Source organism: Verrucomicrobiia bacterium (assembly GCA_019634635.1).
Classification (GTDB): Bacteria; Verrucomicrobiota; Verrucomicrobiia; order Limisphaerales; family UBA9464; genus UBA9464.
In genome coordinates, this window is the sequence record JAHCBB010000041.1 from 13,048 (window position 1) to 39,831 (window position 26,784).

A 26,784-nucleotide genomic window follows, 5' to 3' on the forward strand; every position below is an offset into this window, starting at 1 on the left:
GAAGCTCCTACGCCATGACGGCGCGAACCACGTCGCCGTGGACGTCCGTCAACCGGAAGTCACGTCCGGCGTGGCGGTAGGTGAGCTGTTCGTGGTCGAGTCCCAGAAGGGCCAGGAGCGTCGCATGCAGATCGTGGATGTGCACCTTCTCGTCGAGGCAGTAGAAACCGTATTCGTCGGTGATGCCGTAGCTGAATCCGGCACGGACCCCGCCACCCGCCATCCACATGGTGAAGGCATGCGGATGATGATCCCGTCCGTCGCGGCCCTGGAGCGTGGGGGTTCGCCCGAACTCCCCGCCCCACAGCACCAGGGTTTCCTCGAGCAGGCCCCGGGATCTCAGGTCGCGCAACAGGCCGGCGATCGGCCGATCCACCTCCGCCGCGAGGCGACCATGATCCCTGGTGAGGTCCTCGTGCTGGTCCCAGTAGCCATGAGTCGCCTGGACGAACCGCACTCCGCGCTCGCTGAGCCGGCGCGCCAGCAGGCATTGGCGGGCAAACGAGGCGGTCCGCGGTTCGTCCAGTCCATACAACCGCCGCGTGGCGGCGGACTCGCCATCAAGGCTCAGGATGGCCGGCGCCTCGGTCTGCATCCGGAAGGCGAGCTCAAACGACTCGATGCGTGCCTCCAGCACAGGGTCCGGACCCGACCGTTCGAGGTGCTCGCGGTTCACGTCCCCGAGGAAGTCGAGCTGGGCCCGTTGCAGCGCCGGGTTGTTCGCAGGGTCGTGGAGGTACGACACCGTCGCCCGCTCCACCGGGACGCCTCCTCCGAGCCGCGTGCCCTGGTGGATGGCTGGCAGGAAGGCGCTGGACCAGTTGCCGACGCCTCCGTGGCCGAGGGTCGGATTGATGGTGATGAAGGCGGGCAGGTTGGCGTTCTCGGTGCCGAGTCCGTATGAAATCCAGGAGCCCATGCTCGGGCGCACGAAGGTGTCGGACCCGGTGTGCAGCTTCAGGAGGGCGCCACCGTGGGCCTCGTTGGTCCCGTGCACCGATTTGAGAAAACACAGGTCGTCTGCGCAGGCTCCCACCTCCGGGAACAGGTCGCTGACCATGGCTCCGCAGTCGCCATAGGCCCGGAACTCCCAGGGGGAACGCCGCAGATTGGAGGTCTGTGCGAATTGAATTCGCGGCTTTGCAAACGGGAGCGGTTTGCCGGAGTCCCGCACCAAACCCGGCTTCCAATCAAAGGTGTCCACATGCGACGGCCCCCCGTGCATGAACAGGAAGATGATGCGTTTGGCCCTCGGCCGGAACAGGGGCGGCGGCGAGGGCAGGGCGGCCTTTGACCGGGTGGCCCCGAGGAGTGCAAGCAAGGCGAGATGACCGAAGCCGCCGCCGCACTGGCGCAACATCTGTCTCCGGGTGAGGGGCGGTGGCTGGTCGTGCATCGGGGTCAATCGAAGTGCAGGAATTCATTGGCCGCCATCAGCGACTGGCACAGCGCCGCCCAAGCTGCCGAAGGGTCCGGCCCCGGGCCCGTCCACTGGGCGGCCTCCTTGAGGAAGTGCAGTGCCCGGGCCACCTCACCCGGCGAGGGGGGCCGCGCGTAGAGCCGCAGGTACGCCTCGCGCACGCTGGCCTCGTCCGCCGCCCCGCTGGCGACCAGCTGATCCGCCAGTCCCCGGGCGCAATCACGGACCAGCGGGCTGTTCATGAAAAACAGCGCCTGGCTGGCGACCACGGTTGCCGTCCGGCGGGCCGTGCCGACACTCGGATTCGCGAAGTCAAACAGGGTGAGCACGTCGTACACCCGGTCGCGGACGACCGGCAGGTACACCGTCCGCCGCAGGGCCGTCTCCGACACGGTGTCGGCGGGCACGTACGCGTCGTTGACCCACGAAACCAGAGTGCCCCCCATCGTCAGGTCGAGGCGCCCGGACACCGCGAGCAGGGCGTCCCGCACCATCTCCGCTTCAAGCCGCTGCCGCGGAAATCCGGATGCCGGACCCGCCGCGCCGGCGGGTGTCCCCCGCGCCGGGGCCTGACGCCAGGTGGCGCTGTTCACGATCAATCGGTGGAGGTGCTTCAAATCCCATCCTGACCGGATCCATTCGCGTGCCAGCCAGTCCAGCAGCCCGGGATGCTCCGGGACGTCGCCGCGGCGGCCAAAGTTGTCAGAGCTCGGCACGAGGCCCTCGCCGAAATGGGCCTGCCATACCCGGTTCGCCAGGACGCGCGCGGTCAGGGGATGCTCCGGGTCGGTCAACCAGCGCGCGAGTTCCAGGCGCCCGCTCCGGTCCGGAGGCGGGGCTGCCGCACCCGGGCGGTGGACCACCTGCAGGAACCCACGGGAGACCGGCTCCGCTCCGGGGGTCAGGTGATTGCCACGGGCGAAGATCGGGAGATCCGTGGGCGTGTCCTCCGACACCGCCAGGGCGCGCGCCGGAGGCGGCGGTGCCGAAGCCTTCAGGCGGTCGCGCTCCGCGGCGATCCGGTCCAACACCTCCCGGTCGGGCGCGGACAGCCATGGCCGGGGATCTGCCGGCGGCGCGAGCAGGCCGTCCGGACCAAACACGGCGTCCCGCAGCGCCCCACGATCGGCAACCCGCAGTTCGGCATCGGACATGTCGTCGAAATCCCAGGTCGCCACCCGTCCGGGTGCGGGTGACGCCCCGGGGTCCGCCGCGGCGGCAGCCATGGCGTCCGGCGCCAACGCCCGGTCGTACAGGCGGATGCCATCCAGCACCCCGCGAAACGCGATGTAGCCGTCCTGGCGCCTGCCAAACGCCAGCGGCTTGTTTCCCGCAGTCCTCTGAAGATCCACCCGGGTTTCTCCCGCGGAAGCGCCGTCCACGAACAGCCGGAGCACGGCGCCGTCATAGGTGAATGCCACGTGGTGCCAGCGGTCGGGCTCGAGGACGGGTCCCTCACTCCAGACGGCGGCCACGCGGTCGCGCCCGCCGCCAATGTTCAGGTAGGCTCCCGGCCGGTTGCGGTCGAGCACCAGGGCGTAGTGTCCCTCCTCCCACTCGTTTCCATTCTTGTTGACCAACCAGCGGCGGGTGTCGCCCCCGTCCGGAAAGTCCGGGGCCCGCACCCACGTCTCCAGCGTGAGGTGCTCGGGATCCAGCCGCGCCTCATGGGGAACCTCGAATCCATTGCGACCGGACGCGTGAAATCCGCGGCCAACACGCCCCGGCGCCAGCCGCAGGCCGCCGTCCAGGGTTGCATCCGCCTCCAGCGCCTCCAGCGCTGCCGCGGGGCCGCCGGGATCGGCAGCCAGCGACTGCAGGTGCCGGACCGCCGGGTGACCGGAAGCGTCCGCCGCCTGAAGGGTCGCAAGCCGTTCCAACAGTGGCGAGGGCGCCGGCCGGACCACCGGCCGGGGGTCCGCGAGCGCCAGCGCCAGTTCCTCACGCCAGCACCCCTGCAGCGTGGCGCCCGCGCGCCGGAGGGCATTGGTCCATGATGCGCCCGCTGCGGCCAGCGCCCGGGCATGGACCTCCGCCGCTTCACGCTCCTCTTGGGTGGCGACCACCCGCTCGTTGAACTTGGAAACGAACTCCAGGTTCTCCAGCGTCCGGGTGCTCCGGAAAATCCCTGCCAGCGCGTGATAATCGCGGGCCGGAATCGGATCGTACTTGTGATCGTGGCACCGGGCGCAGCTCACGGTGAGCCCGAGGAAGGCGCGGCCCACCACATCCACCTGCTCGTCCACGACATCCAGCACGAGCTTCGGCTTGTCCTGCTCCGCCAGCATCTTCGGCCCGAGGACCAGGAAGCCGGTGGCAATCCAGCGGTCAAAGACCTCGGACTCGACGGCGTCCTCGGTGGGCAGCAGGTCCCCGGCGAGCTGCTCGGTGATGAACCGGTCCAGCGGCTGGTTCGCATTGAAGGAGCGAATCACCCAGTCCCGGTACCGCCACGCGTTGGCCATCACCTTGTTTTCGTCCTGGCCGTTCGTGTCGGCATACCGGGCGATGTCGAGCCACCAGCGGCCCCAGCGCTCGCCGTACTGCGGCGACGCCAGATAGCGCTCCACCAGGCGCGCGAATGCGGCGGGATCCGGGTCCGTGACGAAGGCCTCCACCGCCTCCGGGGTCGGGGGCAGTCCGAGCAGTCCGAAGCTGAGCCTTCGGATCAGCAGGCGACGGTCGGCCATGGCCCGGGCCGGGGGCGGGGATGCGGACGTCGGCGTCCGCAGAAATGCATCCACCGCCGATGCGTCTTCACAGGCGGCCGCTCCGGATGCCGGGGGCACCGGATTTCCCATGGGCTGAAAGGCCCAGTGACCCGGCGCGCCGGCGTCGGCGATCGCGACCGCACCGACCATCGCCGCGCCGGACAGCATGCCCAGCCATTTTTGGAAGTGGATCATCCGACGCCTTCAGGTGCCGACGTTCCGCAATGCCTCCGGATTCGGCGCAAGTGGCCCGCCGATTTGGCGGGCCGCTCGATCGTGTTGCTGCCGACGCCTTCTGCCCGAATGCCGGGGAATCATCCCTTGTGTCCGCAAGCGGGGCAATTCGAACCGCGCTTGCGTCCCGATCGGGCCGGGGGATGATCCGCGGTCGCCGGGTGTGGGAGGAAGACGCTCCACTGCCGGCAGTGAAAACTCCATCGCTCCGCCCCATGTCCCAGCTCATCGCCGTCGCCTATCCCAATCTTCACAAGGCCCAGGAGGTCCGCATCGCCCTCCTCAAGTTGCAGAAGGAGCATCTCATTGACCTCGAGGATGCCGTTGTCGTCACCAAGGACGCCCGGGGGAAGATCCAGCTGCATCAAGCCGTCAATCTCACCGCCGCCGGAGCGGTTTCCGGGGGGTTCTGGGGCACGCTGATCGGCCTCATCTTTCTCAATCCCATCTTCGGCGCGGCCGTCGGTGCTTCCTTCGGGGCGATCTCCGGGGCCCTCACCGATGTGGGCGTAGACGACAAGATGATGAAGGAGCTCGCCGCGAAGCTCGATCCCGGCACCTCCGCGTTGTTCGTGCTCGTGCGGTCGGTGACTGCGGACAAGGTGCTTCCCGAAATCCAGCCGTTCGGCGGCACGATCCTTCAATCCTCGCTGAGCCACGAGGACGAGGCCCGGTTGCAGGCGGCGCTCAATCCGGGGAACTAGGCGGCCGGGCGCGCGTTGCGTCGCGTTGGGCCCACGCTACCGCGGCTTCCGCCGCCGCATCAGGGCCTCGACGTCGCCCGTCTCGATCGGGATCCCGGCCATCAGGTCCACGTTGCCGCCTTTGCGGACGAGCACGTCATTCTCCAGCCGGACCGCAAGGCCCTCCTCGCGGATGTAGATCGCCGGTTCCACGGTCATCACCCAGCCTTCCTGGATGGGCTGTCCCGGAATGCTGACGTCGTGCACATCGAGGCCCAGTGGATGCCCGCATCCGTGCATATAATACTTTTTTGCGGGCCGCTTCGCCGGGTCCTCGGACCGGACCTTCAGGTCGCGGGGCTTCAGCAGCCCGAGGTCCACGCATTCGCGGGCGATCGCCTCCTCCGAGGCCTCCTGCCAGTCCCGAAGACGCCGACCGGGAACGAGGCCCTCGCTCTGGGAACGCAGCACGCGCAGCACGGCGTTGTACACCTGCTTCTGCCGGCGGGTGAAGCGGCCGTTGACCGGAATGGTCCGCGTCATGTCGGCGTTGTAGTTGGCATACGACGCCCCGACGTCGAGCAGCAGCAGGTCGCCGTCGGCGCATGGGCGGTGGTTGTCGAGGTAGTGGAGGATGCAGGCACTCGCGCCGGAGGCGATGATCGGCGGGTAGGCGAAGCCGCCGCCGGCGCGGATGAATTCGTGGGCAAACTCCGCCTCCACCTCCATTTCGTTCATCCCGGGCCGCACCCGGCGGCAGACCCGTTCGAAACCGCGTCGGGTCAGGTCGCAGGCCCGCTGCAGCAGGGCCACCTCCGCCGGGGATTTGACCGCCCGCAGGGCGTGCAGGAGCCGGGCGAGGCGGCGGTACTGGTGGAGCGGATACCGTTCGCGCAACCGCCGCACAAACCGGGCCTCGCGGGTTTCGACGACCAGTTCGGCGCGCGGATGTTCGTTGGCGTTGAGCCACACCTGATCCGCATCGCACATCAGCCGGTGCAGCAGGGACGGCAATTGCGACAACCACTCGATGCGCTGGATTCCGGTGCGCTCCCGGGCTTCCTCCGCGGAAAGCCGATGCCCCTCCCAGGTGGCGATGTGCTCATTGGTCTCCCGGAGGAAGAGCACCTCCCGAAGGCGTTCGTCCTCGTGATCGGGAAACAGGGCCAGCACGGTCTCCTCCTGCGACACCCCGGTGAGGTAGAAGAGATCCGAATTGGGCACGGCGCGCAGGGTGCCATCGGCATTGGTCGGCAGGATGTCGTTGGCGTTGACCAGCGCGAGCGAGCGTTGCGGCAGCAGGTCGGCAAGCCGTCGCCGGTTGGCGACGAACAATCCGGAATCAATCGGGGCGTGGCGCATGCGGGGACATCCTTTCGGGAGCCTGCCGGATTGTGCAACCCGGCAATCCACAGCCGTGGCAACGCGTCCGTTCCATTCGGGATCCACCCCCCGACGCCGCGGCGGGTCCGGCGCGACGCACCCGGGCTACTCCGGAACCTCCACCACGGGCCGGCCAAGGACCTCCAAGCGGGGACGGATCCCCAGGCCCGGGGCGGTGCCGGAGCGCAGAACGCCGTGGTCCCGCAGCGGGGCATGTTCGGCGGTGCTCACCGTGACGTAACTGTTGAAGTCCGTGGAGGTGAACCGAAGGGATTCCGGGGTGCTGTGGGCCAGATGAGCGATGGCGGCCGTCGCGATATCCCCGCCCCAGCTGTCCTCCAGGGTCATCGCGATGCCCAGGCTCACACACAGGTCGCGGAGTTGGCGCGTGCGGGTCAGCCCGCCCAGCTTGCTGATCTTGAGGTTGACCACATCCATCGCCAGATCCCCGCGCGCCCGCAACAGCACGTCGAGCCCGTCAATGGTCTCATCCAGCACAAACGGGTGGTCCGTGCTGCGGCGCACCGCCAGGCATTCCTCATAGGTCAGGCAGGGTTGCTCCAGGTACACATCGAGATCGCGCACCGCCCGGGCCACGCGGACCGCCTCATGCTGCGTCCAGCCGGTGTTGGCGTCGGCCACCAGCCGATCGGAGGGGTGCAGGACGGACCGGACCGCCCGGATGCGTTCGATATCGGTGTCCGGGTGCCCGCCGACCTTGAGCTGAAAGCGGGTGTATCCCTCCGCCCGGTAGCCGGCGACCCGCCGGGCCATGGCGTCGGGGTCCTCCTGTGAAATGGCGCGGTAAAGCCGGACCGCGTCGCCATGCCGGCCTCCCAGGAGCGTGGTCACCGACAGTCCGGTGAACTGCCCCAGAAGGTCCCAGCAGGCGATGTCAACGCCGGATTTTACGTACGGATGTCCCTTGAGCACCGCGTCCATCCGGTGGTTGATCCGGGACAGTTCCCGCGGGTCCTCGCCGATCAGTTGTGGCGCCAGTTCGCGAAGTCCGGCACGCACGCCACCGGCATACGCCGGGAGGTACACGGGGCCCAGCGGACAGACCTCCCCGTAGCCCGTCAGGCCGGCGTCCGTTTCGACCCCCACGATGGTGCTGTCAAAAACGGCCACCGATTTGCCACCGGACCAGTTGTAGGTGGTCTCGTGGAGCGGGAGGTCCACCTGATAGGCGACGATGCGGGAGATCTTCATGAGGGGCGCGTTGTCTGGTGTGAAGGGCTGGCGTGCCGTTCGGGGTCAGCGTGCGGCCGGGTCGGGCGGGTCGGGAACTCCCCAGAGGCGTCCCAGGAGTGCCGCCATCCCGGGGTCGGCCTCCTCGAGTTCCGCACGGTCAAACGGGAAGAAGTCATTGCGTGAAAAATAGGCTTCGGTGGTCTCGGCGAAATACTCCATGGGGTTGGTGAGGGCGTAGGCGCGGTCGAGCCGGACTCCACCCCCGGCGTCGCGTCGCGGCACCTGGTCGTACGTCCCTCGCGCCAGGGCGGCTTCGTGCGCGGCGCGGATTTCGGCGTTGTCGAAACCACCGGGCAGGAACCGGTCGTGGTAGGCGTGCGCCAGTTCGTGCAGGGCAAAGTTCGGCATGCGACGGGTCTCCGCATCGAAAATCGCGATGTTCGTGAATTCAACGGCCCGGGCCATCTCCGGATTGCGCTGGTTGGCGCGGAGCCACCCGGGGTCGGGATGATACTCGGCCTTGGGACCGATGCCGGGGTAGTGGGGGGAAAACCACAGGGGCACTTCGCGCAATCGCTCCACGGCTTGCGGGGGCACCTGCCGCACAATCTCCTGCAACTGGCTCCGGAGCAGGGCCACCGCGGTGGCCGTCGCCTCCGGCGCGTCGGTCAGCAACCGGGTGTCAATCCGCAGGGTCCAGCCTTCAATGCGGTGGGTTTCATGCGCGGGCGGGGACGGGGGTGGCGCATCCGGGTCGCCGGCAAGGGCGGGCCCGCAACCCGCACCGATGCAGAGCGCGGCGGCAAGCAGCCCTGAGGCAATCCCCGGCGGCGTGCGACCGGGCGACGCCGGATTTCGCGTGCATTGCATCATCGCGCGGAGGGTCTGCCAGCCGGACGCACTTGGGAAGGCCGGAACTCCGTTTCCGCGGCCCGAACGTCCACCCCCGGGTTCACCCCCTCCCCACCGGAGTCGCCGGCGGCGTGGACTGCGATGAGCGGTCGTCCGGCACGCGAGGCGGATGATTCGGGAGCCGCGGCCTGGGGCCCCCGGACAAGGGCGGGCATCCACCTCGATGTCCGCGATCCGGATGACCGCCCCGTGGAAACCGCCGTTGACATCGCCCAACCCGGGTGGTTTCCATGGAGCCGGTGTGGGAGTTCAAAACCCAGCCTCCCCTGAGATCGAGATCCAAAGCGAATTCTTCTGAAAAGTCCTGGTATGTCCTTGATCAGTAAAACGACGATCCGGCGTGTGTTCCGCCGGCGCGGGTATGATATCGTCAGCTACAGCCCGGCGTTCCACACCCTGGCCAGGCGGCGGCGGTTTCTGGATGCCGTGGGCGTTGATCTGGTGCTGGATGTCGGTGCCAACGTAGGGCAGTACGCATCCCAGTTGCGGGAGATTGGCTATGCAGGAAAAATCGTCTCCTTCGAGCCGGTCACAAAGGCCTACAAGCAGCTCAGGAAAGCCTGCGAGGGGGACCCCCAGTGGATTGCACGCAACAGCGCACTGGGTGATGTGAGTCGGAAGCAGGAGATCAAGGTATCTCAGAACCTCGAGTCGAGCTCGCTCCTCCCGATGCTTTCGACCCACCTCGAGGCGGTGCCGGAATCGGCGGTCGTGGCCGTCGAGCAGATTGTTGTCGAGCGCCTCGACGAGATCATTGATGAGGTTGCGGGCGCTGCGCGACGGATCTTCCTCAAAATGGACACGCAGGGGTATGAGCGGATGGTCGTCGAGGGCGCGTTGGGATGTCTGGATCGAATTGTGGCGCTTCAGGCCGAGGTGTCGCTGGTGCCCCTCTATGAAGGCGAGACCGCGCTGTGTGACTTCACAGGCCATCTTTCCAAACTTGGCTATTCCCTCGCCGCCATTGAACCGGGCTATGCCGACGCCCGCACCGGCCGGATGTATCAGGTGGACTGCGTATTTTTCCGGCCGGAGAAATAGCCGGCATCCGCACCCCGGCGCGCGGTCCGAACCGCAACCGGAAAATCAGGGGTGCGGGCGACGCCTCCGGGCCCCCCCGGGGAGGCCCTGGATACCCGGAGAAGGCCGCAGGACCGTCCGGTCCCATGGAACTTGTCGGCCGCCGGATCGGAGGTCGCGGGGTCGGTCGCGGACACGGTATGGACGGCGCGACCGCACCACGCACCGTTTCCGGGGCGTCAATTCTCCGACAACGATTGGCAAGGGACCGCATGCCCGGCCGGAGGGATCGCCGCATAGTGGTCCGGATGAAATTGCGAGCTGCGGGAACCAATCGCACCCGCCCTCCCGGGGGCGTGACGGGATTCACCCTCATTGAGTTGCTGGTGGTGATTTCGATCATCGCGATTCTCGCCTCGATGCTCCTTCCGGCGCTGGGCAAGGCGAAGTTTCAGGCGCGGACCACGGCCAGCCTCAACAACCTGCGCCAGCTCGGTCTCGGACTTCATTTCTACGCGATGGACCAGTCGGATCTGCTGCCGGGTCATTCGTCCCTTCCGGCGGAGACCACCGCCTTGGGGAGGCCCCGGACGCGCTGGGCGGACTCCGTGTTCCCCTACATGCAGACGCCGTCGGTGTATCTGAGTCCGAACCTCACGCCGCAGGAGCGCAAGCTGTTGGTCAAGGCGTTTGCGCACACGGTGGACCCCGGCCCGGTCGAGACGGAGCGTTCCGTGTACTACGGGGGTTACGGCTACAACTACCAATACCTGGGCAACAACCGGCAACCGGAGGGCATTCCCCCGTTTCATGCCCGGCTGTCGTCGCTGCAGGCGGCGTCCGAAACGGTGGCCCTTGGGGACACCAAGGGAGCCCGCGGGGGCAATCCCGAAAACCCGTATGGGAAGGGCGGCTCGGGGGATTATGTGCTGGATCCGCCCCTGGGTTCGATGGAACTCGGTTCGCGGGGCAGCCGGCGTTCCGGCACCGAGCCCGGCAGCGGCAACGCCTACTACGAAGGGGGCCATGACGGCTCGGATGCCCACCGGGCGACCCCGGCAGCCAGAAATCTGGGCCGCGTCACCCTGGTGTTCGCCGACGGCCACGCGGGAACCCTCCTGCCCGACGTGCTGGATGGCAGGACCAGCACGTCCCCCGGCGGTCACAACGGACTCTGGAACGGTCTCGGGGACCCCTCACGGCGCTAGGCCAACGCGGGCCGCTCCCGCCGGATCCGGGAAGCTCCGCAGGAAAGCTCAGTACTTCGGAACGGCAGGATCAATCTGGTCCGACCAGGCCTCAATCCCGCCCCGGACCGATTTGACGTACTTGAAGCCCTGTTGCCGCAGGAATTCGAGGGCCTTCATGGAGCGTTTGCCGGACTTGCAGTGCAGATAGATCTGCGCGTTGGGGTCGAGTTCGGTGAAGCGCTGTCCCAGCAGGCTGAGCGGGACCAGGGGCACGCCGTCCACGCGGGCAATCAGCTGCTCATCGGGTTCCCGGACGTCAATCACCCGGATCCCCAGCGCGGGATCCTGCAGGGCGCGCTGCATGTCCTGCACCGTCACCTCGTCGGGATGCACCCCGGACACGGCCGGCTCGGGCACCACCCCGCAAAACTGGTCGTAATCCACGAGTTCCCGGATGGAGGGAGCGTCGCCGCACAGCGGGCACTGCGGATCCCGCCGCAGCTTCAATTCGCGGAACTTCATGTCGAGGGCGTTGAACAGGAGCAGGCGTCCGATCAGTGGACTGCCCCTGCCCAGCGCGAGCTTGAGGATCTCGGTCGCCTGGATGCAGCCGACAATGCCCGGCAGCACGCCCAGCACGCCACCCTCGGCGCAGCTCGGGACCATCCCGGGCGGCGGCGGCTCCGGATACAGGCACCGGTAGCACGGCCCGCCGAGGCGCGGCGCAAAGACGCTGGCCTGCCCCTCGAACCGGAAGATCGAGCCGTACACGTTGGGCTTGCCCAGCAGCACGCACGCGTCGTTGGTCAGATACCGCGTGGGAAAGTTGTCGGTCCCGTCCACCACGATGTCGTAGGGCCGGATGAGATCGAGCGCGTTCTCCGAGGAGATGCGCACCTTGTGAAGGACCACCTCCACATTCGGGTTGATCGCGGCGATCGCCGTCCGCGCGGAATCCGCCTTCGGCGTGCCAACATCGGCATCGGTGTGGAGGATCTGGCGTTGCAGGTTGGACACGTCCACGGTGTCGAAATCCACGATGCCGAGTTTTCCGATGCCCGCCGCGGCCAGGTACATGGCGATCGGCGACCCCAGTCCGCCCGCGCCGACGCACAGGACCGAGGTGTTGCGGATCTTGCGCTGTCCGGCGAGGCCGACCTCGGGCAGGATCAGGTGACGCGAATAACGGCGGATTTCCTCGTTGGTGAGTTCAACCATACCAGAGCGGGCCGAGGTTAGGAGGGGCGGCGGAGGGGGCAAGGGAAGTTTCCGTGCGCAGGAGTCCGGTCTCGCGGATGCCTCCCCGCCGCTGCGGCTGCGGATCGCTCCCGCGGCGGAACGGGCGGTGCGGTCCGGACATCCCTGGGTGTTTGCCGACTCGGTCCGGAGCCTTCATCGCGAAGGGGTTACCGGGGATCTCGGGGTGATCTTTGACCGGCGGGACCGTTTTCTGGCGATTGGACTCTACGATGCCACTTCGCCCATCCGGCTGCGAATCCTCCACGCCGGCGCGCCGGAACCCCTCGATGAAGCGTGGTGGCGCCGGCGCCTGATGGCCGCGGTGGAGCGCCGCGCCGCCCTGTTCGGCCCTGACACCACGGGCCATCGGTGGATTCATGGGGAGAACGACGGCTGGCCCGGGCTCGTGCTCGACCGGTACGGAACCACCCTCGTGATGAAGCTTTACACGGCGGCGTGGCTGCGGCGAATCCCCGGCTTGACGGCATTGCTGTCCGCAACGCTGGCGCCCGATCGCATCGTGGTCCGGTTTAGCCGCAATGTCCGGGATGCCGCCGCGGCCGCCGGATTTCCCGAGGGGCACGAGGCCGGACCGGCTGCGGGACCGGCACAGGTGCCGTTTCTCGAACGTGGCCTGATCTTCGAGGCCGGGGTGCTGCGCGGACAGAAGACCGGCTTCTTCCTCGATCAGCGCGAGAATCGTCACCGGGTCGGATCGTTCACCTCCGGCGCCCGGGTGCTCAACCTGTTCAGCCACACCGGTGGATTCAGCGTGCACGCGGCACGCGGCGGGGCGCGGACCGTTACGGATCTCGACATCTCGGCGCCTGCCCTGGCCGAAGCACGACGGAACCTCGAAGCCAACCGCCACCTCCCGGGTGTCCGCGAGGTGCGCCATGAAGCCGTCCAGGCTGACGCCTTCGAATGGCTGGCGCGACGGTCACCGCCTGAATTCGACGTCGTTGTCGTGGATCCACCCTCCCTGGCGCGACGGGAGGCGGAACGGACCGACGCCCTTGATGCCTACGGGCATCTGGTCCGGGGCGCCCTCCGACGGCTCCGTCCGGGCGGCCGGCTGGTCGCCGCTTCCTGCAGCGCTCACGTCAGCGCCCCGGAATTCTTCGGAGTCGTCCGGGCCGGGGTTGTCCGGTCCGGACGCCCCTTCGCGGAGCAGGCAACGACCGGGCATCCCCCGGACCACCCGGCGACCTTCCCCGAGGCCGCCTATCTCAAGGCGATCTACCTCCGCCTCGAACCGGCCGGGCAACGGGATTGATGCCCTCGACGCGGCTTGTACCCTCGCGGGCCGATGCGTGCGTATCTGCAACTCCTCCGCGAGGTGCTGGAGCAGGGCCGGTTCAAGCCGGACCGGACCGGCACGGGCACGTATTCCCTCTTTGGCGCCCAGTGCCGGTATCGTCTCAGCGAGGGATTCCCGCTGGTGACGACCAAGAAGGTGCACCTCAAGAGCATCCTGTACGAGCTCCTCTGGTTCCTCCGCGGGGACACCAATGTGCGCTGGCTTCAGGAGCGGGGGGTGACGATCTGGAATGAATGGGCCGACCCCGTGACCGGCGACCTGGGGAGGGTGTATGGGGCGCAATGGACCGACTGGCGGTCGCCGGACGGGCGTTCGCTGAATCAGTTGGACGAGGTCGTGCGCCAGATCCGCACCACCCCGGATTCCCGACGGCTCATGGTGACCGCATGGAATCCCGGGGAACTGCAGCAGATGGCCCTGCCACCCTGCCATGCGTTGTTCCAGTTCTATGTCGCCGACGGCACCCTGAGCTGCCAGCTGTACCAGCGCAGTGCCGACCTGTTTCTCGGGGTGCCGTTCAACATCGCCAGCTACGCGGCGCTCACCCACATGGTCGCCCAGGTCTGCGACCTGCAGCCGGGCGACTTCATTCACACGCTGGGCGACGCCCACATCTATGCGAACCACGTGGACCAGGTGCGCACCCAACTGGCGCGTGAGCCGCGCCCGCTGCCACGGCTCACGCTGAACCCGCAACGGCGGGAGCTTCGCGAGTTTGAATTCGAAGACTTCCAGCTCTCGGGATACGACCCGCATCCCGCGATCGCCGCACCGGTGGCTGTGTAGGCACCGGATTTCCGTTCCCCATCATGTCGGCACCCCGAATCCGCCCGGCCACGCGCACCGACGGCCCGGGCATCCTCGCGATCTACAACGACGCCGTGCGGACCACCACCGCCACTTACGACGAGACGCCCCGGACCCCCGAACAACAGGAGTGGTGGCTGGAGGCCCATGAACGGGCCCGGCTGCCGGTTCTGGTCGCGGAGGAGGCGGTGTCCGGCGGCCCGCCACGGATTTCCGGGTGGAGTTCGCTGAGCCGGTGGCAGGATCGGGCAGGGTACCGGTTCACGGCGGAGACCTCCATTTACGTGGCTGCCGGCGATCGCGGACGCGGGGTGGGCACGCTCCTGATGGCCCCGTTGATCGCGGCGGCGGCGGCGCGCGGAATGCACGTCCTGCTGGCGCTGGTGGACGCCGCGAACGAACCGAGCCTCCGGCTGCACGCGCGCTTCGGCTTTGTGCCGTCCGGACATCTCCGGGAGGTGGGCTACAAATTCGGGCGCTGGCTGGACGTGATCCTCCTGGAACGTCGGATCACCGGCAGGGATGCCGATCAAAACTTTTCGGGCACGCCCTCCTCCAGCACGCGAAGCTGACGCACCAGCCGCTGCTCCCCGGCGAGCTGTCGCAACCAGCGCTCCGGCTCTTCCATCGCCTCGAAGCTGAGTTTGAAGGTGCCGAAATGCATCGGGATGAGCCACTGGGCCTGCAGGTCCCGGAACGCGGCCAGCGCCTCGTCCGGTCCCATGTGCACGCTGCGGAAGGAGTCGGGAAAATAGGCGCCGATCGGCAGCAATGCGAGCTCCGGTCGCATCCGCTCGCCAATCTCGCGGAAGCCCTCGAAGTAGGCGGAGTCCCCGGCGTGGTACACCCGGCGCCCGTGGTGCTCGATCACAAAGCCGCCCCACCCCCGGTGCGCATCGCGGAGCGTGCGGGCACCCCAGTGTTTTGCGGGCACCAGGGTCACCTTCCAGTCGCCGCTGCCAAAACTCTCCCACCAATGCAGTTCGACGATGCGGTCGAATCCGAGCCGTCTCGCGAGGGACCCGCATCCCCACGGCAGGATCGCGATCTTCGGAGAGGGCGGGAGACGGCGCAGCGACGGCCGGTGGAAGTGATCGAAGTGCGCGTGCGTCAGGAGCACGACGTCAATCGGGGGAAGGTCCGCGGCGCGGATGCCGGGGCGCTTGAGCCGCTTCAGCAGGAACAGCCAGTTGGCAAAGTTCGGGTCAATGATGAGGTTGAGATCCGGGAACTGGACCAGGAACGACGCGTGCCCAATCCACGTGAGCGCCAGTTCACGGCTGCCGAGGACGGGAAACCTCGGGATCTTGAACGAGCCGCTCCGCGGCGTGACCAGGGCCTTCCACACCATTTCGCGGAAGAATGTTCGCGGATTGAAGTGGTTGCTCGGCGTCAGCTCCTTGAAGGAGCGGGGCACACGCCGGCGCGTGCTGCGGGCATCCACCGGCTGGGGCCGATGCGGAAGGGGACACATGTCGGGTGGGGAGCATGGACGCCCGGTGCCGTCGCCGCCAGTCACGGAATCCGGATTGGCCCGGCGGCCCGCTCGGTCCTGCGGATCGTGAATAATCAACGAACGCTCCAGTCTCACCCGCGGTCCGATGCCCCAAGGGGCGGCGGCCCGCGACCCGACCCGCGGCGGCCGTCCGGATCCGCCGGACAGCGGCACGAGGCCGCGACCCGGAGCTTATCCCACCGTGAACAGTGGCCCGCCTCCACGCCTGTTGGTGCCGCCGGCTCCGGAGCCGGAAACACCGGGCATCCTCCCGCGGATTTCTGTTCCCGCAGAGGCTCACGATCCGTTTCATTCGTCTGCGGTCCGCCACCGTCTGCGCGGCGGCCGCATCGTGATGCCGCATGCCGAACCCGTCGGGATTCCGCCCGCCACCGACACCCCCCGGGTGCGCGTGGACGGCAAGTTCTTCCGGCAGGGAACACGCAAGTTTCATCCGAAAGGGGTGACCTACGGTCCGTTCGCGCCCAACACGGCGGGGGAGCCGTTTCCGGATCCCGACGACGCACGGCGGGACCTCACCCAGGTCTGCGAGCTCGGGGCCAACCTGCTGAGGGTCTATCATGTGCCCCCCCGGTGGTTCCTCGATCTTGCCGCCGGGCACGGGCTCCGGGTGCTGGTGGACGTTCCATGGAACAAGCACCTGTGTTTCCTGGACGCGCCGGACCTTGCGGCGGAAGCACGCGAAGCCGTGCGCGAGGCCGCCCGGCGCTGTGCCCGGCACCCGGCGGTCTTTGCGCTCTCCGTGGTCAACGAAATCCCCGCCGACATTGTCCGATGGAGCGGCGCCGCCGCCGTGGCCGGGTTCATTGACGAGCTGATCGCGGTGGCCAAGGCGGAGGACCCGGAGCTGCTCTGCACCTTCGGCAATTTCCCGCCGACGGAATTCCTGCGGCCGAGGCGTCTGGATTTCTGCTGCTGGAACCTCTACCTGCACCAACCCCGCCCGTTCGAGAACTACCTGGCCCGGCTGCAGATGCTGGCCGACACCCGTCCGCTGGTGCTCGGGGAATTCGGGCTGGATTCGCTGCGCGAGACGGAGGCCCAGCAGGCCGAAACCCTGGGCTGGCAGATCGAGTCGGCATTCCGGGCAGGATGCGCGGGGGTGATCTGCTTTGCCTTCACCGATGACTGGTTCAAGGACGGACGCGCCGTTGACGACTGGGCCTTTGGCCTGGTGACCCGGGACCGGCGCCCCAAGCCGGCGTTCGAGACGGTGCGCCGCCAGTTTGTCGCGGCACCGCGATACCCGCTGCCGCACACCCCCCGGGTGTCGGTGGTGGTGGCCAGCTACAATGGCGACGCCACGCTGCGGTCCTGTCTCCAGTCGCTCGAAGCGCTCAATTACCCGGACTACGAAGTGCTGCTTGTGGACGACGGGTCCACGGACAGCACCCCGGCCGTCGCGTCGGAATTCCCCGCCGTGCGCTACTTCCGTCATGCCATGAACCAGGGCCTGGGGGTGGCCCGAAACACCGGGATTGCCGCGGCGACCGGGGAGATCGTCGCCTTCACCGATTCGGACTGCCGACCCGACGAGGACTGGCTCCGGCACCTGGTGGGTGACCTGCTGAACTCGCGCTTCGTCGGTATCGGGGGACACAATTTCCTCCCGCCCGACGACGCCCCGACCGCCGCATGCGTGATGGTCTCCCCAGGCGGCCCTGCGCATGTGATGCTCACCGACCGCATCGCGGAACACATTCCAGGCTGCAACATGGCCTTCTACAAGTGGGCCTTGGAGAGCGTCGGCGGCTTCGACCCGATCTACCGGACCGCCGGGGACGACGTGGACATCTGCTGGCGGCTGCAGCAGCGGAACTACCGGATCGGCTTCAGCGCAGCCGGCTTTGTTTGGCACTACCGGCGCAACACCGTCGGCGCCTACCTCCGCCAGCAGTCCGGATACGGTGCCGCCGAGGCCCTGCTGGAACGGCGGCATCCGGAAAACTTCAACCGCTTCGGCGGTTCGATCTGGCACGGCCGCATCTATTCGCCGGCCAAGTTCGGAGTCGAGACCCGCGCGCCGATCATCTATCACGGACTGTTCGGCAGTGCGTTCTTCCAGAGCATCTACGCCACGCCGCCCAGCCTGATTCTGGTGGTGCCGACCAGCCTGGAATACCATGTGCTGGTCACGCTGCCGCTCCTGGTGCTCGGGTCGGTGGTGCCCCACCTCGCCTCGGTCGGCCTCGCCAGCCTGTGCTTCTCCCTGGCCATGTGCGGCATCGCCGCGGGCCAGGCCGAGCTGCCGCCAGGCCACCGGCGTTGGTGGTCGCGTCCGCTGGTGGCGCTGCTGTTTTTTCTCCAGCCCATCGTCCGGGGGTGGGCGCGCCACCAGGGGCATCTGCGCGGACAGCAACGCGCACTCGGCGACCAGGAGAACTTGAACTCGCTGATCCTTGGCGATCAGGGCGACGACCTCGACCGGCTGCTGTTCTGGAGCGAGTCGGGCATGGATCGCATGGTGTTCCTCGGACGCGTCCTCGAGCGGCTGGATCAGCGGAAGTGGCCCAACAAGCCGGACGCCGGCTGGAGTCCCTACGACGTGGAGATTTACGGTTCCCGTTGGGCCTGCCTGCAACTGACAACGGCGGGCGAGTGGTTTCCCGGGCGCCGGGAGATGATCCGCTGCCGGTTGAAGGCCCGCTGGAGTTTTCTGGCCCGCGCGCTGTTCTGGTCGGTGGCCGGTTTCACCCTCGTGCTGATCGGCACGCTCACCGGATCCGGGTCGTGGCTGTTGCTCCTCGCCCTGCCGCTGCTGGCCTGGTGGCTGGACCAGGAGCGTCGGAATCTGACGCGGGTCACCGCCAATTTCCTGATTGAACTGGCAAAGGAATGCCAGCTGGTGCAGGTGGATTCCAGCCGGCTGGACACCCCGCGGGATGCGTCGCCGCGCGGAACGTCATCCGGGTGATGGGCGGCGGGTCCGGACGGCGCGCTCGCGGCGCGACCCTTGGCGCCTTGCCGACTAGGGATCCAGGTCGTCGAAGTAATCCCGCACGGACCGGCGATAAGCCTTGGGAACCTGCTCCTGGTTCAGGGCCGCCTGCGCTTCACTTTGGGCGGACGTCACCGCCTCGGTGTAGGCCACCCGGCTCTCACCACGGATGCTGAGCCCTTTGAGGGTGATGTTGGGCATCGGACCCCCCGGCTGCATCTGCCCACGTACCTTCGTGGGCGCCAGGGCACCGTCCACGGACGCCTCACGTTCCGTCTGGCCCCGGCCGGCCTGGTCCGGACGGTTGATTCCCGAATTGTCCCAAAGATCGTCAATCTGATCGGGCATGGACCAGGCGTCGCTGTCCGACCACGTCCCGACCCCCTTGCCTCCCTTGCCCTTCCCCAAGCCCACGCCGAGTCCCCGCTTGATTCCCCACCCCTGGCAGTTTCCCACACACGCCTGGGCCTTCTGGAGGTTGGCCAGCGAGGCCATCATGCCTTCCAGGTCGCCCATCTGTTTCATCAGGTCCTCCAGCTCCCGCTGGGCCTGCGCCAGCGATTCCCGGGCCTGGGTCGAGTCCCCCGCCCGGGCGTTTTGCAAGGCGCGCTCCAGGTGCCGGCCGACCTCCCCGTATTGCCCTGCGGGCTTGACGGCGCGGCTGATCTCCTCCTGCAGCTCCCGGCGCTGGGCCTCCGAGAGGCCGGGCTGCTGCAGTAGAGCCTGCAGGCGACGAAGACTCTCCACCGCCGCCTCCGCCTGGCCGTTCTGGAGCTGCTCCGCCAGATCACGCCCCATCTGCTGGGCCTGTTGCTGCAATTGCGCGATTTGCTGCGCCAGGTCCGCCAGCTTTTCGAGATCATTTTCGGCCGTCTGCAGGTCCCGGAGGAATTGATCAATCTGTGAGGATTGCAGCGCCGCCACCGCCTCATCAAGGCTGGGCAGCGGCAGGCCAAGCGCCTCCGCCTTCCGCGCCAGATCGCTGGCCATGGCCGCCAGTTGCTGTTGCACCGCCTCCGGATTCCCCGAGGCGTTGTCCGCCAGCCCTTTGGCCGCCTCCTTCAGTTGATCCAGACCCCGCTGCAATTCGTCGGCCGCCTCGGGGGGGGGCGGACGCTCCCCGAGCTGCTTCTGGAGCGCATCGAGTTGCTTTTGGATTGAGGACTGGCCGGAGGGGCTGCGTCCGGACGGCGACCGGGCCGCCTTCTCCATGCGCTTCAACGCGGGGTTGCGGGCAAGGTCCGCCGCCTGTTCCCGCAGCCGGTCCGTCGTGCTGGCGAGATCCTTCAACGCCTCGTCGCGGCTCAGCTTGGCCTCGGACAGGCGCTGCCCCAGTTCCTGGACTTCCTCCAGACGGCGACGCACCGGCTCCATGGCCGGCGGGCGTTGCTCCAAGGTCTTGCGGGTCAGCGCATCGAGCTGGCGGCCCACTTCGCGAATCACTTCGGCATCCGCCTGCTGCTGCACGTGGGCGCGCGTCCTGAACTCGGGCAGGAATCCCAACGCCACGGTGACGGCCAGCATCGCCACCAGCACTCGGGCCAGCCGGGGAAGCTGCAACGGCAGCAGCGTTTGAGGCTGGATCCGCCCGGCGATGGCCGCAGCATCCGACACAACGAGGTGGCCCCAGGCACCCCGCCCCCGGGCTTCATCCCGCGACACCTCCAGCGCGGTCGCCAGACGCTGCTGCAAATGCTCCCGCTCATCCAGCCACCGCGCCGCCTCGATGCGCGAAGTCTTCCGCCAGAACCCGACGATGAACGCGGCGATCACCGACAGGATCGCGAGAATCGCCGCCCAGGGAACGACCACCGCGGGAAGCGGCAGCAGCTTGTAGGCTGCCAGTGCGGCGAGGTACACCGCGGCACCGGCGACCGCGCCCTTCCACAATCCCTGCCAGCCCCGCATCCACCGCAACCGCCGGGCCGTTCCGGCGATCGCGCGCTCGATGGCTTCCATCTCAGGCATGACCCTCCCAACGTGGATCGCGATCCGCGGTTTGAAAAGCAGGATTCGCGGCAGTCGTCATCACTGGCGCTCATACTCCCCGCGGCCCACGCGTTTCAGCACGGTGAAGCCGGCCTTCTTCGCATCGGAAACCGACAGCGGCCGGGTCAGCGTCGGGGTGCTGAACGGGGTCAGAACCTTCCGGATTGGACGCCGGCATGCCGGGCACGCCGCCAACGCTTTGGCGCTGAGCGGACGTCGCAGCGTGAAGCGTCCCCCGCAGGCGGCGCATTGCCCGTCACACAACTCGTACTCGTAGTACGGCATGCGGCCAGTCTGATCCCGGGGCGGGTGCCTGTCATGGGGATCCTGAGGGCGAATGGCACCACGCGCGCCATCCAATCCCGGCGTGGACCGCAAGCAACAGGAGCGCCAACCACTGCTCGATCCGGACGGCGGCGATGGCCTTGGGAACGGTCGCCTGATGCCGCCAGGCCGTATCCTGGAACAGCAGGAACAACGCCCCGGCCGACACCGGCAACCACAGGAGGGCCAGGATCCGAAAGTTGAGCCGGGCGGTCGCCGGTCGGAATTCCGGTTGTCTTGGAACGTCGTCTCGCAAAGGTTCAATGCACGTTGATCCGCATGGCGACCGAAGCAAGCACCGCTCCTCCTCCTGACTCCCCGGACAGGACCCCCACCGCTCCCAGGGAAAACCTCTGGGTCAACCTCGTCTGCAATGCCCTGTTGCCAGGATTGCTGTTGACCCAATTGAGCAAGCCCGGGCGGCTGGGTCCGGTCTGGGCCCTGGTGATCGCCCTGTCGGTGCCGCTGGCCTATGGGCTGTATGATCTGGTCCGGCGACGCACGTGGAACGTGTTTGCGATGGTCGGATTGACGAGTGTCCTGCTGACCGGAGGTCTGGGGTTGCTCAAGGTGGACAACCTGTGGTTCGCCCTGAAGGAGGCCGCGGTGCCGCTGGTGCTGGGGCTCGCCATTCCGCTGACATTGCGGACCCGGCAGCCGCTGGTGAAGACGCTGATCTATAACGACCAGGTGCTGGACACCGCGCGCATCGGCCGCCGCCTCGTCGAACGCGAGAACGTCGCCGGCTTCGACCGGCTCCTGCACAATGCGTCGTGGGTCCTGGCGGCCGCATTCCTCTTCAGCGCCGGCCTCAACTTCTTCCTGGCCCGATGGATCGTGACCGCGACGCCCGGGTCGTCGGAGCACGTGGCCCAGCTCGGACGCCTGAACTGGATCTCGTATCCGGTGATCATGGTTCCCAGCCTGCTGATCATGATGCTTGCCCTGTTTCGCCTGCTGAAGGGGATCGAGCTCCTGACCGGGCTGAAGGGCGACGAACTGTTCCACGCCCCGGCCCGCCGTGGGGTGCCGAAGACGGGAGTTCCCGGATGATCGGTCCGGGAGAGGGCGATGCGTCCGCCGGACCCCACCCGAACCGCTGGCGAAACGCACCGGCTTCCGCCTCGATGACCACGGGCCGTTTCCGAAACGGGTCCAGATAGCGGAGCCCGACTGCGCGGAGCGCCAGCCCCTCCGGATCCGGGCGCCCGTATAGCGCGTCCCCGACCACAGGACAGCCACTCGCCGCAAGGTGGAGGCGGATCTGATGGGTCCTGCCGGTTTGCGGCAAGGCTTCCACCAGGGCGCGGGTCGCCCCGGCGGCCATCACGCGAAACGCCGTCACCGCCGGCTTGCCCTCCCGCCAGTCCACGCGCTGCCGCCCCGGCCAACCCGCCTCGGGTCCCAGGGGATCCTCCCGGGTCCACGCGGCCGAGGGCGTCGTCCCCCCGACCACGGCGAGGTACCGTTTCTCGATCGCGCGGCCCGCGAAGAGCCGGGAATACGCGGCCATGGCGCCCTCGTGCTTGACCAGCATGAGCAGCCCGGTGGTTTCGGCGTCCAGGCGGTGGACCGGGCGGAGGAACCTCAGGTTGCGGGACCGCGCCCACCAGTCCCCGGCGTCCACTCCCGCCCGGAGCGCCCGGGACAGATTGCGCGACGTCTGCTCCCAGTCCTCGGGGGCCACCAGCCAGCCCGCCGGCTTGTCCAGCACCAGCACGGAGCGGTCCTCGTACACGATGCGCACCCGGGGGCCGTCCGGGAGTTCGATCCACGGGTCCTTCGCCACCCCACGATCGAACCACAGCGGCGGTCCCGAAAACAACAACGCCCACCCGGGCCTTTGGGGACCCCGTGTAAAATTCCCATCAATTGTCCGAATGCATGGCCGCGAAAATGAGTTACACTCATGCCGTGCAAATTCAGAGTTTCCGGGTTTTTTGTGATCTGGCGGAGACGGAGAGCTTCACCAAGTCGGCCCAGATCAACGGCATCACCCAAAGTGCGGTGAGCCAGCAGGTCAGTTCCCTGGAGCGCCAGCTGAAGTGCCTGCTGATTGAACGCAGCAAGAAGCGCTTCCGGCTGACGCACGAGGGCCGCCTGCTGTACGAGGGCGGCAAACAGATCATCCAGACCTACGACAGCCTCCTGAACCAGTTGCAGGAGGCCCATGACGTCGTCGCCGGCTCGATCCGCGTCGCCACCATCTACAGCATCGGCCTGCACAATCTGCCCCCCTACGTCAAACGCTACCTGAAGGCCTTTCCCACGGTGAGCATCCACATCGAGTATCGCCGGGCCAACCAGGTGTACGAGGACGTGCTGGGCAACGTGGTGGATCTCGGGCTGGTGGCCTACCCGGTCAAGGATCCGCGCATCGAAGTGCTTCCCTTCCGGCAGGAGATCATGACGCTCATCTGCCATCCGGGACACCCGTTTGCGCGCCTCAAATCGGTGCAGCTCGCCCAGTTGCAGGGACAGCGTTTCATCGGGTTCGAGCACGACATCCCGACGCGCCGGGCCGTGGACCGCCTGCTGCGCGACCAGGGCATCGAGGTGAAGATCGTCATGGAGTTCGACAACATCGAGACCGTGAAGCGGGCCGTTGAGATCGAAGCCGGGGTGGCGGTGGTGCCGGCGGGCACCGTGGCCCAGGAGGTGGCCAAACAGACGCTCGTCGCCGTGCCGTTCGCCAAGCCCATACCGGAGCGCCCGCTCGCCGTGATCCACCGGCGCAGCAAGGTGCTGTCCCCGGCGATGAAGCGCTTCATTGAAATGCTCAAGGAGCCGGCGTGAGCCCGCCCCGGACGCCGCGCCGCCAACTCCGGGTCTGGACGTCCGGGATCCACCGGCCCAACCTGCGTCCGCGATGAGCGCACCCCGCCGCAAGCTGGGCATCCTGATCTCCTGCGGACCCGACGCCGCGGGATTCCACCACGGGGTCCGCCTCGCCGGCGCGGCCCTCCGGTGCGGTTGCGACGTGTACCTGTACTGCATTGACGATGCGGTTCCCGGCGTGGACCGCGCCGACCTGCAGGCGCTCCAGTCGGAGGGGCTCAAGCTCTACGCCTGCGCGTATGGTGCCCACCGCCGCGACCTGCCCGTCACCGGGCGCGCCACCTTCGCCGGGCTCACCGTGGTGAGCGACCTCATTGCCGGCACGGACCGCTTTGTCAGCTTCAATTGATTCATGAGTACCAAGGCGCCCAGGGTGCTGCTGGTGGTGACCTCCGATCCTCGATCGAGTGCGCGTCCGGCCGAGGCGGTGCGCATCGCCGCAGGCGTGGCCACCTGGCGCAAGGTCGTGTTCGACCTCTATCTGCAGGGTCCCGCGGTGCTGGCCCTGTCGGAGTTCACCGACGACCTCGTGGATGACGACAACTTCAACCGCTACCTTCCGGTGTTCCGTGAACTGGGACGTCCGGTGTACGTCGAGTCCGGCTCCCCGCACCTGAACGATCTGGGGGAGGCACCCGTGCCCTGGGAGACCCTCGACGCCGCAGGCGTTGCGCGCCTTGCGGCGGGCACCACCGCGCTGATGCGATTTTGACGATGATCCGCCAGCTTCACCTCCTGACCGCCCCGCCCGACGACTGGGTGGGCAACTTGATCCAGGCCCTGCAACAGGATCCCTCGTTGACCGTCGAAGTCGTGGATTTGTCCGGCGGCGCCGCAGACTACGAGCAGGTGGTGGAGGCCATCTTCGCTGCGGACTCGATTGCCACGTGGTGACATCCGCAGCTGCGGGGCGCTTGCGGGACCCTCGCCCTGTGGGCACGCTGCCAGCCCGTGACGTTTCGCAAGCTTGCCAACCTCGTGTTCCTGCCGGCGGTGCTCCTCGCAGCCGGCTGCACGTCCCAGATGGTCAATCTGACCCCGCGCTCGGCCGTGCCGGTGACGGAGGAGATCTACCGGTTTGAGGTGCGGTGGGATTCCTCGTATCGCGGTGCCAACAACCCCCAGGTCAGCGCCTATGTCATGATCGAGGAGACGCTGTTCCCCATGCAACGGGTCGAGGGAACCACCGACCGGTGGGAGGCGGCCGTGCCGGTGCCGACGGACAAACCGGTGGTCGCCTATCGCTACAAGTTCGACTACGAACGCCCCGGCTATCCGCGCCCGATCACCGAAAGCGAACTCTCCCCCCCCTACTTTCTCGACCGCCTCGCACCGCCCCCTGTCGGCTCCGGTCGCGACCAGCCCTGACCACCGCCACCGATCCAACCGGCGGCTGCGGGACAGCTCCTCCGCGCAGGACGCGACCGGGCCGTTGTCGGATTGGCCGGACCCCAGCAATTGGGGCCGGCTCTGACAGACGACCCCACGGGTTGTGTGAATTCCTTGCGCAAACGGGAATTCGCCTTGTCAGCCGCAGAGGTCTCCCCACTGTGATCCCGTGTCCGATCCTTTTCCCGAAGCATCCCTGATCGCCCCGACCGGATCCTTCCTTCACCCGACGCGCAAATCCCCCCGGAAGTCCGCCCGTCCCACACCGGTGGCCTCCCGGGTGAAGAATTACATCCTCGACACCAATGTCCTGCTGCACGATCCGGACGCCCTGAGGAATTTTCAGGACAACCACGTCCTGGTGCCCATCGAGGTCATTGAGGAGATTGACAAGTTCAAGCGGGAGACGTCGGAGCGCGGCCAGAACGCGCGGACGGTCAGCCGGTTCCTCGACCAGCTGCGCAGCCGGGGATCCCTGGCGGACGGGGTGCAGCTGGACCATGGCGGACAGCTTCGGATTGTCTTCGCGGACCGCTTTCAGGTTCCGGAAGCCGCAGCCCGGAATGGCTTCGCCGCCGCCTCGGCCTCCCTGTCCGACCACGGCTCCGTGGACCATCGCATCCTGGCTCTGGCCCTCGCGGTGCGGGCGGCCGATCCCTCGTCGCCGACGATCCTGGTCACCAAGGACATCAATCTCCGGCTGAAGGCCGACGCCTACGGGCTGCCCGCCGAGGATTACGAAACGGACCGGGTCAACCTCCGCGACCTGTACACCGGCATGTTCGAGATGGCCCAGCCGGCGGCACGGCTGGCGGACTTCCGGGCGGCCGGGGAGCTGCCCCTGGACCCGGGACCGGTCCGAAGCCCCAACGAGTACTGCACCCTGGTCGCGGAGGGGGAATCGAAGCGCACCATGCTGGGCCGGGTGGACCTCACCGGACGTCGCCTGGTCCCGCTGCACGACGTGCAAAACGTCTGGGGCATCCGGCCGCGCAATCGCGAGCAGCACTTCGCCCTCGACGCCTTGCTGGACGAGCGGATCCGGCTTGTGACGCTCATGGGCAAGGCCGGCACGGGGAAGACCCTGCTGGCCCTGGCCGCCGGGTTGAAGCGAACGGTCAATGACCGCGAGTTCCGGCGCCTGGTGGTGGCCCGGCCGACCATCTCGATGGGTCGCGAGATCGGGTTCCTGCCCGGCACCCTGGAGGAGAAGTTGTCGCCGTGGATGCAGCCCATCCATGACGCCCTCGAGATGCTGGGTGACCTCAACATGGGCCAGGACAGCCGCCGCGGCACGGACCTGCTGCGCAACGGCACGCTGGTTGTCGAGGCCCTCAGCTACATCCGCGGACGCAGCATTGCCGGCCAGTTCATGATCATTGACGAGGCGCAGAACCTGACGCCGCTCGAGGTCAAAACCATCATCACCCGGGTGGGCAACGGCACGAAAATCGTGCTGACTGGTGATCCGTACCAGATTGACAACCCTTACGTGGATGCGGCGAGCAACGGCTTCATCTATGTCGTCAACCGGTTCCGCGAGCATGCCATCGCCGCCCACATCGAGCTTTCCCGCGGGGAACGCAGCGAGCTGGCCGAACTTGCGGCCAACATCCTCTAGACCTCTCGCCAAAGCCCCCACCCGCAATGGCTCCGCGGCTGGACCTGCCGGATTG

General features: G+C 67.6%; 24 protein-coding genes. 13 read left to right on the plus strand and 11 right to left on the minus strand.

Annotation, left to right across the window (positions count from 1 at the left end; translation table 11 throughout):
- Window positions 1-7 precede the first annotated feature (7 nt).
- Window positions 8-1,396, minus strand: a complete 1,389-nt coding sequence (locus tag KF791_18740) for a DUF1501 domain-containing protein (protein MBX3734619.1) — start codon at window positions 1,394-1,396, stop codon at window positions 8-10.
- 5 nt (window positions 1,397-1,401) lie between these two features.
- Window positions 1,402-4,326, minus strand: a complete 2,925-nt coding sequence (locus tag KF791_18745; GenBank protein ID MBX3734620.1) for a DUF1553 domain-containing protein — start codon at window positions 4,324-4,326, stop codon at window positions 1,402-1,404.
- Between the two features lie 254 nt (window positions 4,327-4,580).
- Between KF791_18745 and KF791_18750 the strand changes: the two genes are divergently transcribed.
- Window positions 4,581-5,069 (plus strand): DUF1269 domain-containing protein, encoded by a 489-nt coding sequence (locus tag KF791_18750; protein ID MBX3734621.1) that lies wholly within the window; start codon window positions 4,581-4,583, stop codon window positions 5,067-5,069.
- Between the two features lie 36 nt (window positions 5,070-5,105).
- On the opposite strand, the gene KF791_18755 is transcribed toward KF791_18750, so the two are convergent.
- The 3 genes from KF791_18755 to KF791_18765 form a co-directional block, all read right to left on the minus strand.
- Window positions 5,106-6,410: an aminopeptidase P N-terminal domain-containing protein gene (locus tag KF791_18755; GenBank protein ID MBX3734622.1), complete on the minus strand. Its 1,305-nt coding sequence runs from the start codon at window positions 6,408-6,410 to the stop codon at window positions 5,106-5,108.
- Between the two features lie 126 nt (window positions 6,411-6,536).
- Complete coding sequence (locus KF791_18760; GenBank protein ID MBX3734623.1) at window positions 6,537-7,643, minus strand: mandelate racemase/muconate lactonizing enzyme family protein; 1,107 nt, start codon at window positions 7,641-7,643, stop codon at window positions 6,537-6,539.
- 45 nt (window positions 7,644-7,688) lie between these two features.
- Complete coding sequence (locus tag KF791_18765; protein MBX3734624.1) at window positions 7,689-8,498, minus strand: hypothetical protein; 810 nt, start codon at window positions 8,496-8,498, stop codon at window positions 7,689-7,691.
- 348 nt (window positions 8,499-8,846) lie between these two features.
- Between KF791_18765 and KF791_18770 the strand changes: the two genes are divergently transcribed.
- Both KF791_18770 and KF791_18775 read left to right on the plus strand, forming a co-directional pair.
- On the plus strand, window positions 8,847-9,578 hold the full coding sequence (locus KF791_18770) for an FkbM family methyltransferase (protein MBX3734625.1): 732 nt from the start codon (window positions 8,847-8,849) through the stop codon (window positions 9,576-9,578).
- Window positions 9,579-9,865: 287 nt separating this feature from the next.
- The gene (locus KF791_18775; protein ID MBX3734626.1) at window positions 9,866-10,765 is read left to right on the plus strand and encodes a type II secretion system protein; all 900 of its coding nucleotides are present in this window, start codon (window positions 9,866-9,868) and stop codon (window positions 10,763-10,765) included.
- 48 nt (window positions 10,766-10,813) lie between these two features.
- Here the strand turns inward: KF791_18775 and moeB are convergent, their stop codons facing one another.
- Window positions 10,814-11,965 (minus strand): molybdopterin-synthase adenylyltransferase MoeB, encoded by a 1,152-nt coding sequence (gene moeB, locus KF791_18780; GenBank protein MBX3734627.1) that lies wholly within the window; start codon window positions 11,963-11,965, stop codon window positions 10,814-10,816.
- 97 nt (window positions 11,966-12,062) lie between these two features.
- Between moeB and KF791_18785 the strand changes: the two genes are divergently transcribed.
- Genes KF791_18785 through KF791_18795 form a run of 3 tightly spaced genes read left to right on the plus strand, consistent with a single transcriptional unit; the run spans window position 12,063 to window position 14,686 of the window.
- Window positions 12,063-13,262, plus strand: coding sequence for a class I SAM-dependent methyltransferase (locus KF791_18785; GenBank protein MBX3734628.1), 1,200 nt, complete (start codon window positions 12,063-12,065; stop codon window positions 13,260-13,262).
- A gap of 33 nt (window positions 13,263-13,295) precedes the next feature.
- Entirely contained in the window at window positions 13,296-14,093 is a 798-nt protein-coding gene (locus tag KF791_18790; protein ID MBX3734629.1) for a thymidylate synthase, read from the plus strand.
- A 23-nt stretch (window positions 14,094-14,116) separates the two neighbouring features.
- Window positions 14,117-14,686, plus strand: a complete 570-nt coding sequence (locus tag KF791_18795; GenBank protein MBX3734630.1) for an N-acetyltransferase — start codon at window positions 14,117-14,119, stop codon at window positions 14,684-14,686.
- On the opposite strand, the gene KF791_18800 is transcribed toward KF791_18795, so the two are convergent.
- Window positions 14,644-15,588: an MBL fold metallo-hydrolase gene (locus KF791_18800; protein ID MBX3734631.1), complete on the minus strand. Its 945-nt coding sequence runs from the start codon at window positions 15,586-15,588 to the stop codon at window positions 14,644-14,646. The two genes, KF791_18795 and KF791_18800, sit on opposite strands and share 43 nt — an antisense overlap.
- A 223-nt stretch (window positions 15,589-15,811) precedes the next feature.
- On the opposite strand from KF791_18800, the gene KF791_18805 reads away from it, so the two are divergent.
- The gene (locus KF791_18805; protein MBX3734632.1) at window positions 15,812-18,544 is read left to right on the plus strand and encodes a glycosyltransferase; all 2,733 of its coding nucleotides are present in this window, start codon (window positions 15,812-15,814) and stop codon (window positions 18,542-18,544) included.
- 54 nt (window positions 18,545-18,598) lie between these two features.
- Here the strand turns inward: KF791_18805 and KF791_18810 are convergent, their stop codons facing one another.
- From KF791_18810 to KF791_18825, 4 genes are all read right to left on the minus strand, one after another.
- Window positions 18,599-20,536 (minus strand): hypothetical protein, encoded by a 1,938-nt coding sequence (locus KF791_18810; protein MBX3734633.1) that lies wholly within the window; start codon window positions 20,534-20,536, stop codon window positions 18,599-18,601.
- A 60-nt stretch (window positions 20,537-20,596) separates the two neighbouring features.
- Window positions 20,597-20,842: a zinc ribbon domain-containing protein gene (locus tag KF791_18815; protein ID MBX3734634.1), complete on the minus strand. Its 246-nt coding sequence runs from the start codon at window positions 20,840-20,842 to the stop codon at window positions 20,597-20,599.
- A gap of 31 nt (window positions 20,843-20,873) precedes the next feature.
- Window positions 20,874-21,137: a hypothetical protein gene (locus KF791_18820; protein ID MBX3734635.1), complete on the minus strand. Its 264-nt coding sequence runs from the start codon at window positions 21,135-21,137 to the stop codon at window positions 20,874-20,876.
- A gap of 675 nt (window positions 21,138-21,812) precedes the next feature.
- Window positions 21,813-22,670 carry an RluA family pseudouridine synthase gene (locus KF791_18825; GenBank protein MBX3734636.1) on the minus strand — a complete coding sequence of 286 codons (858 nt, stop codon included), beginning with the start codon at window positions 22,668-22,670 and terminating at the stop codon, window positions 21,813-21,815.
- Between the two features lie 125 nt (window positions 22,671-22,795).
- On the opposite strand from KF791_18825, the gene KF791_18830 reads away from it, so the two are divergent.
- From KF791_18830 to KF791_18855, 6 genes are all read left to right on the plus strand, one after another.
- Window positions 22,796-23,677 carry a LysR family transcriptional regulator gene (locus KF791_18830; GenBank protein ID MBX3734637.1) on the plus strand — a complete coding sequence of 294 codons (882 nt, stop codon included), beginning with the start codon at window positions 22,796-22,798 and terminating at the stop codon, window positions 23,675-23,677.
- 73 nt (window positions 23,678-23,750) lie between these two features.
- A complete protein-coding gene (locus KF791_18835) occupies window positions 23,751-24,068 on the plus strand; it encodes a DsrE family protein (protein ID MBX3734638.1) in 318 nt (105 codons plus the stop codon).
- Between the two features lie 3 nt (window positions 24,069-24,071).
- Complete coding sequence (locus tag KF791_18840) at window positions 24,072-24,431, plus strand: hypothetical protein (protein MBX3734639.1); 360 nt, start codon at window positions 24,072-24,074, stop codon at window positions 24,429-24,431.
- Between the two features lie 2 nt (window positions 24,432-24,433).
- A complete protein-coding gene (locus tag KF791_18845) occupies window positions 24,434-24,613 on the plus strand; it encodes a hypothetical protein (GenBank protein MBX3734640.1) in 180 nt (59 codons plus the stop codon).
- A 57-nt stretch (window positions 24,614-24,670) separates the two neighbouring features.
- On the plus strand, window positions 24,671-25,087 hold the full coding sequence (locus tag KF791_18850; GenBank protein ID MBX3734641.1) for a hypothetical protein: 417 nt from the start codon (window positions 24,671-24,673) through the stop codon (window positions 25,085-25,087).
- 301 nt (window positions 25,088-25,388) lie between these two features.
- On the plus strand, window positions 25,389-26,729 hold the full coding sequence (locus KF791_18855; GenBank protein MBX3734642.1) for a PhoH family protein: 1,341 nt from the start codon (window positions 25,389-25,391) through the stop codon (window positions 26,727-26,729).
- Window positions 26,730-26,784: the final 55 nt, after the last annotated feature.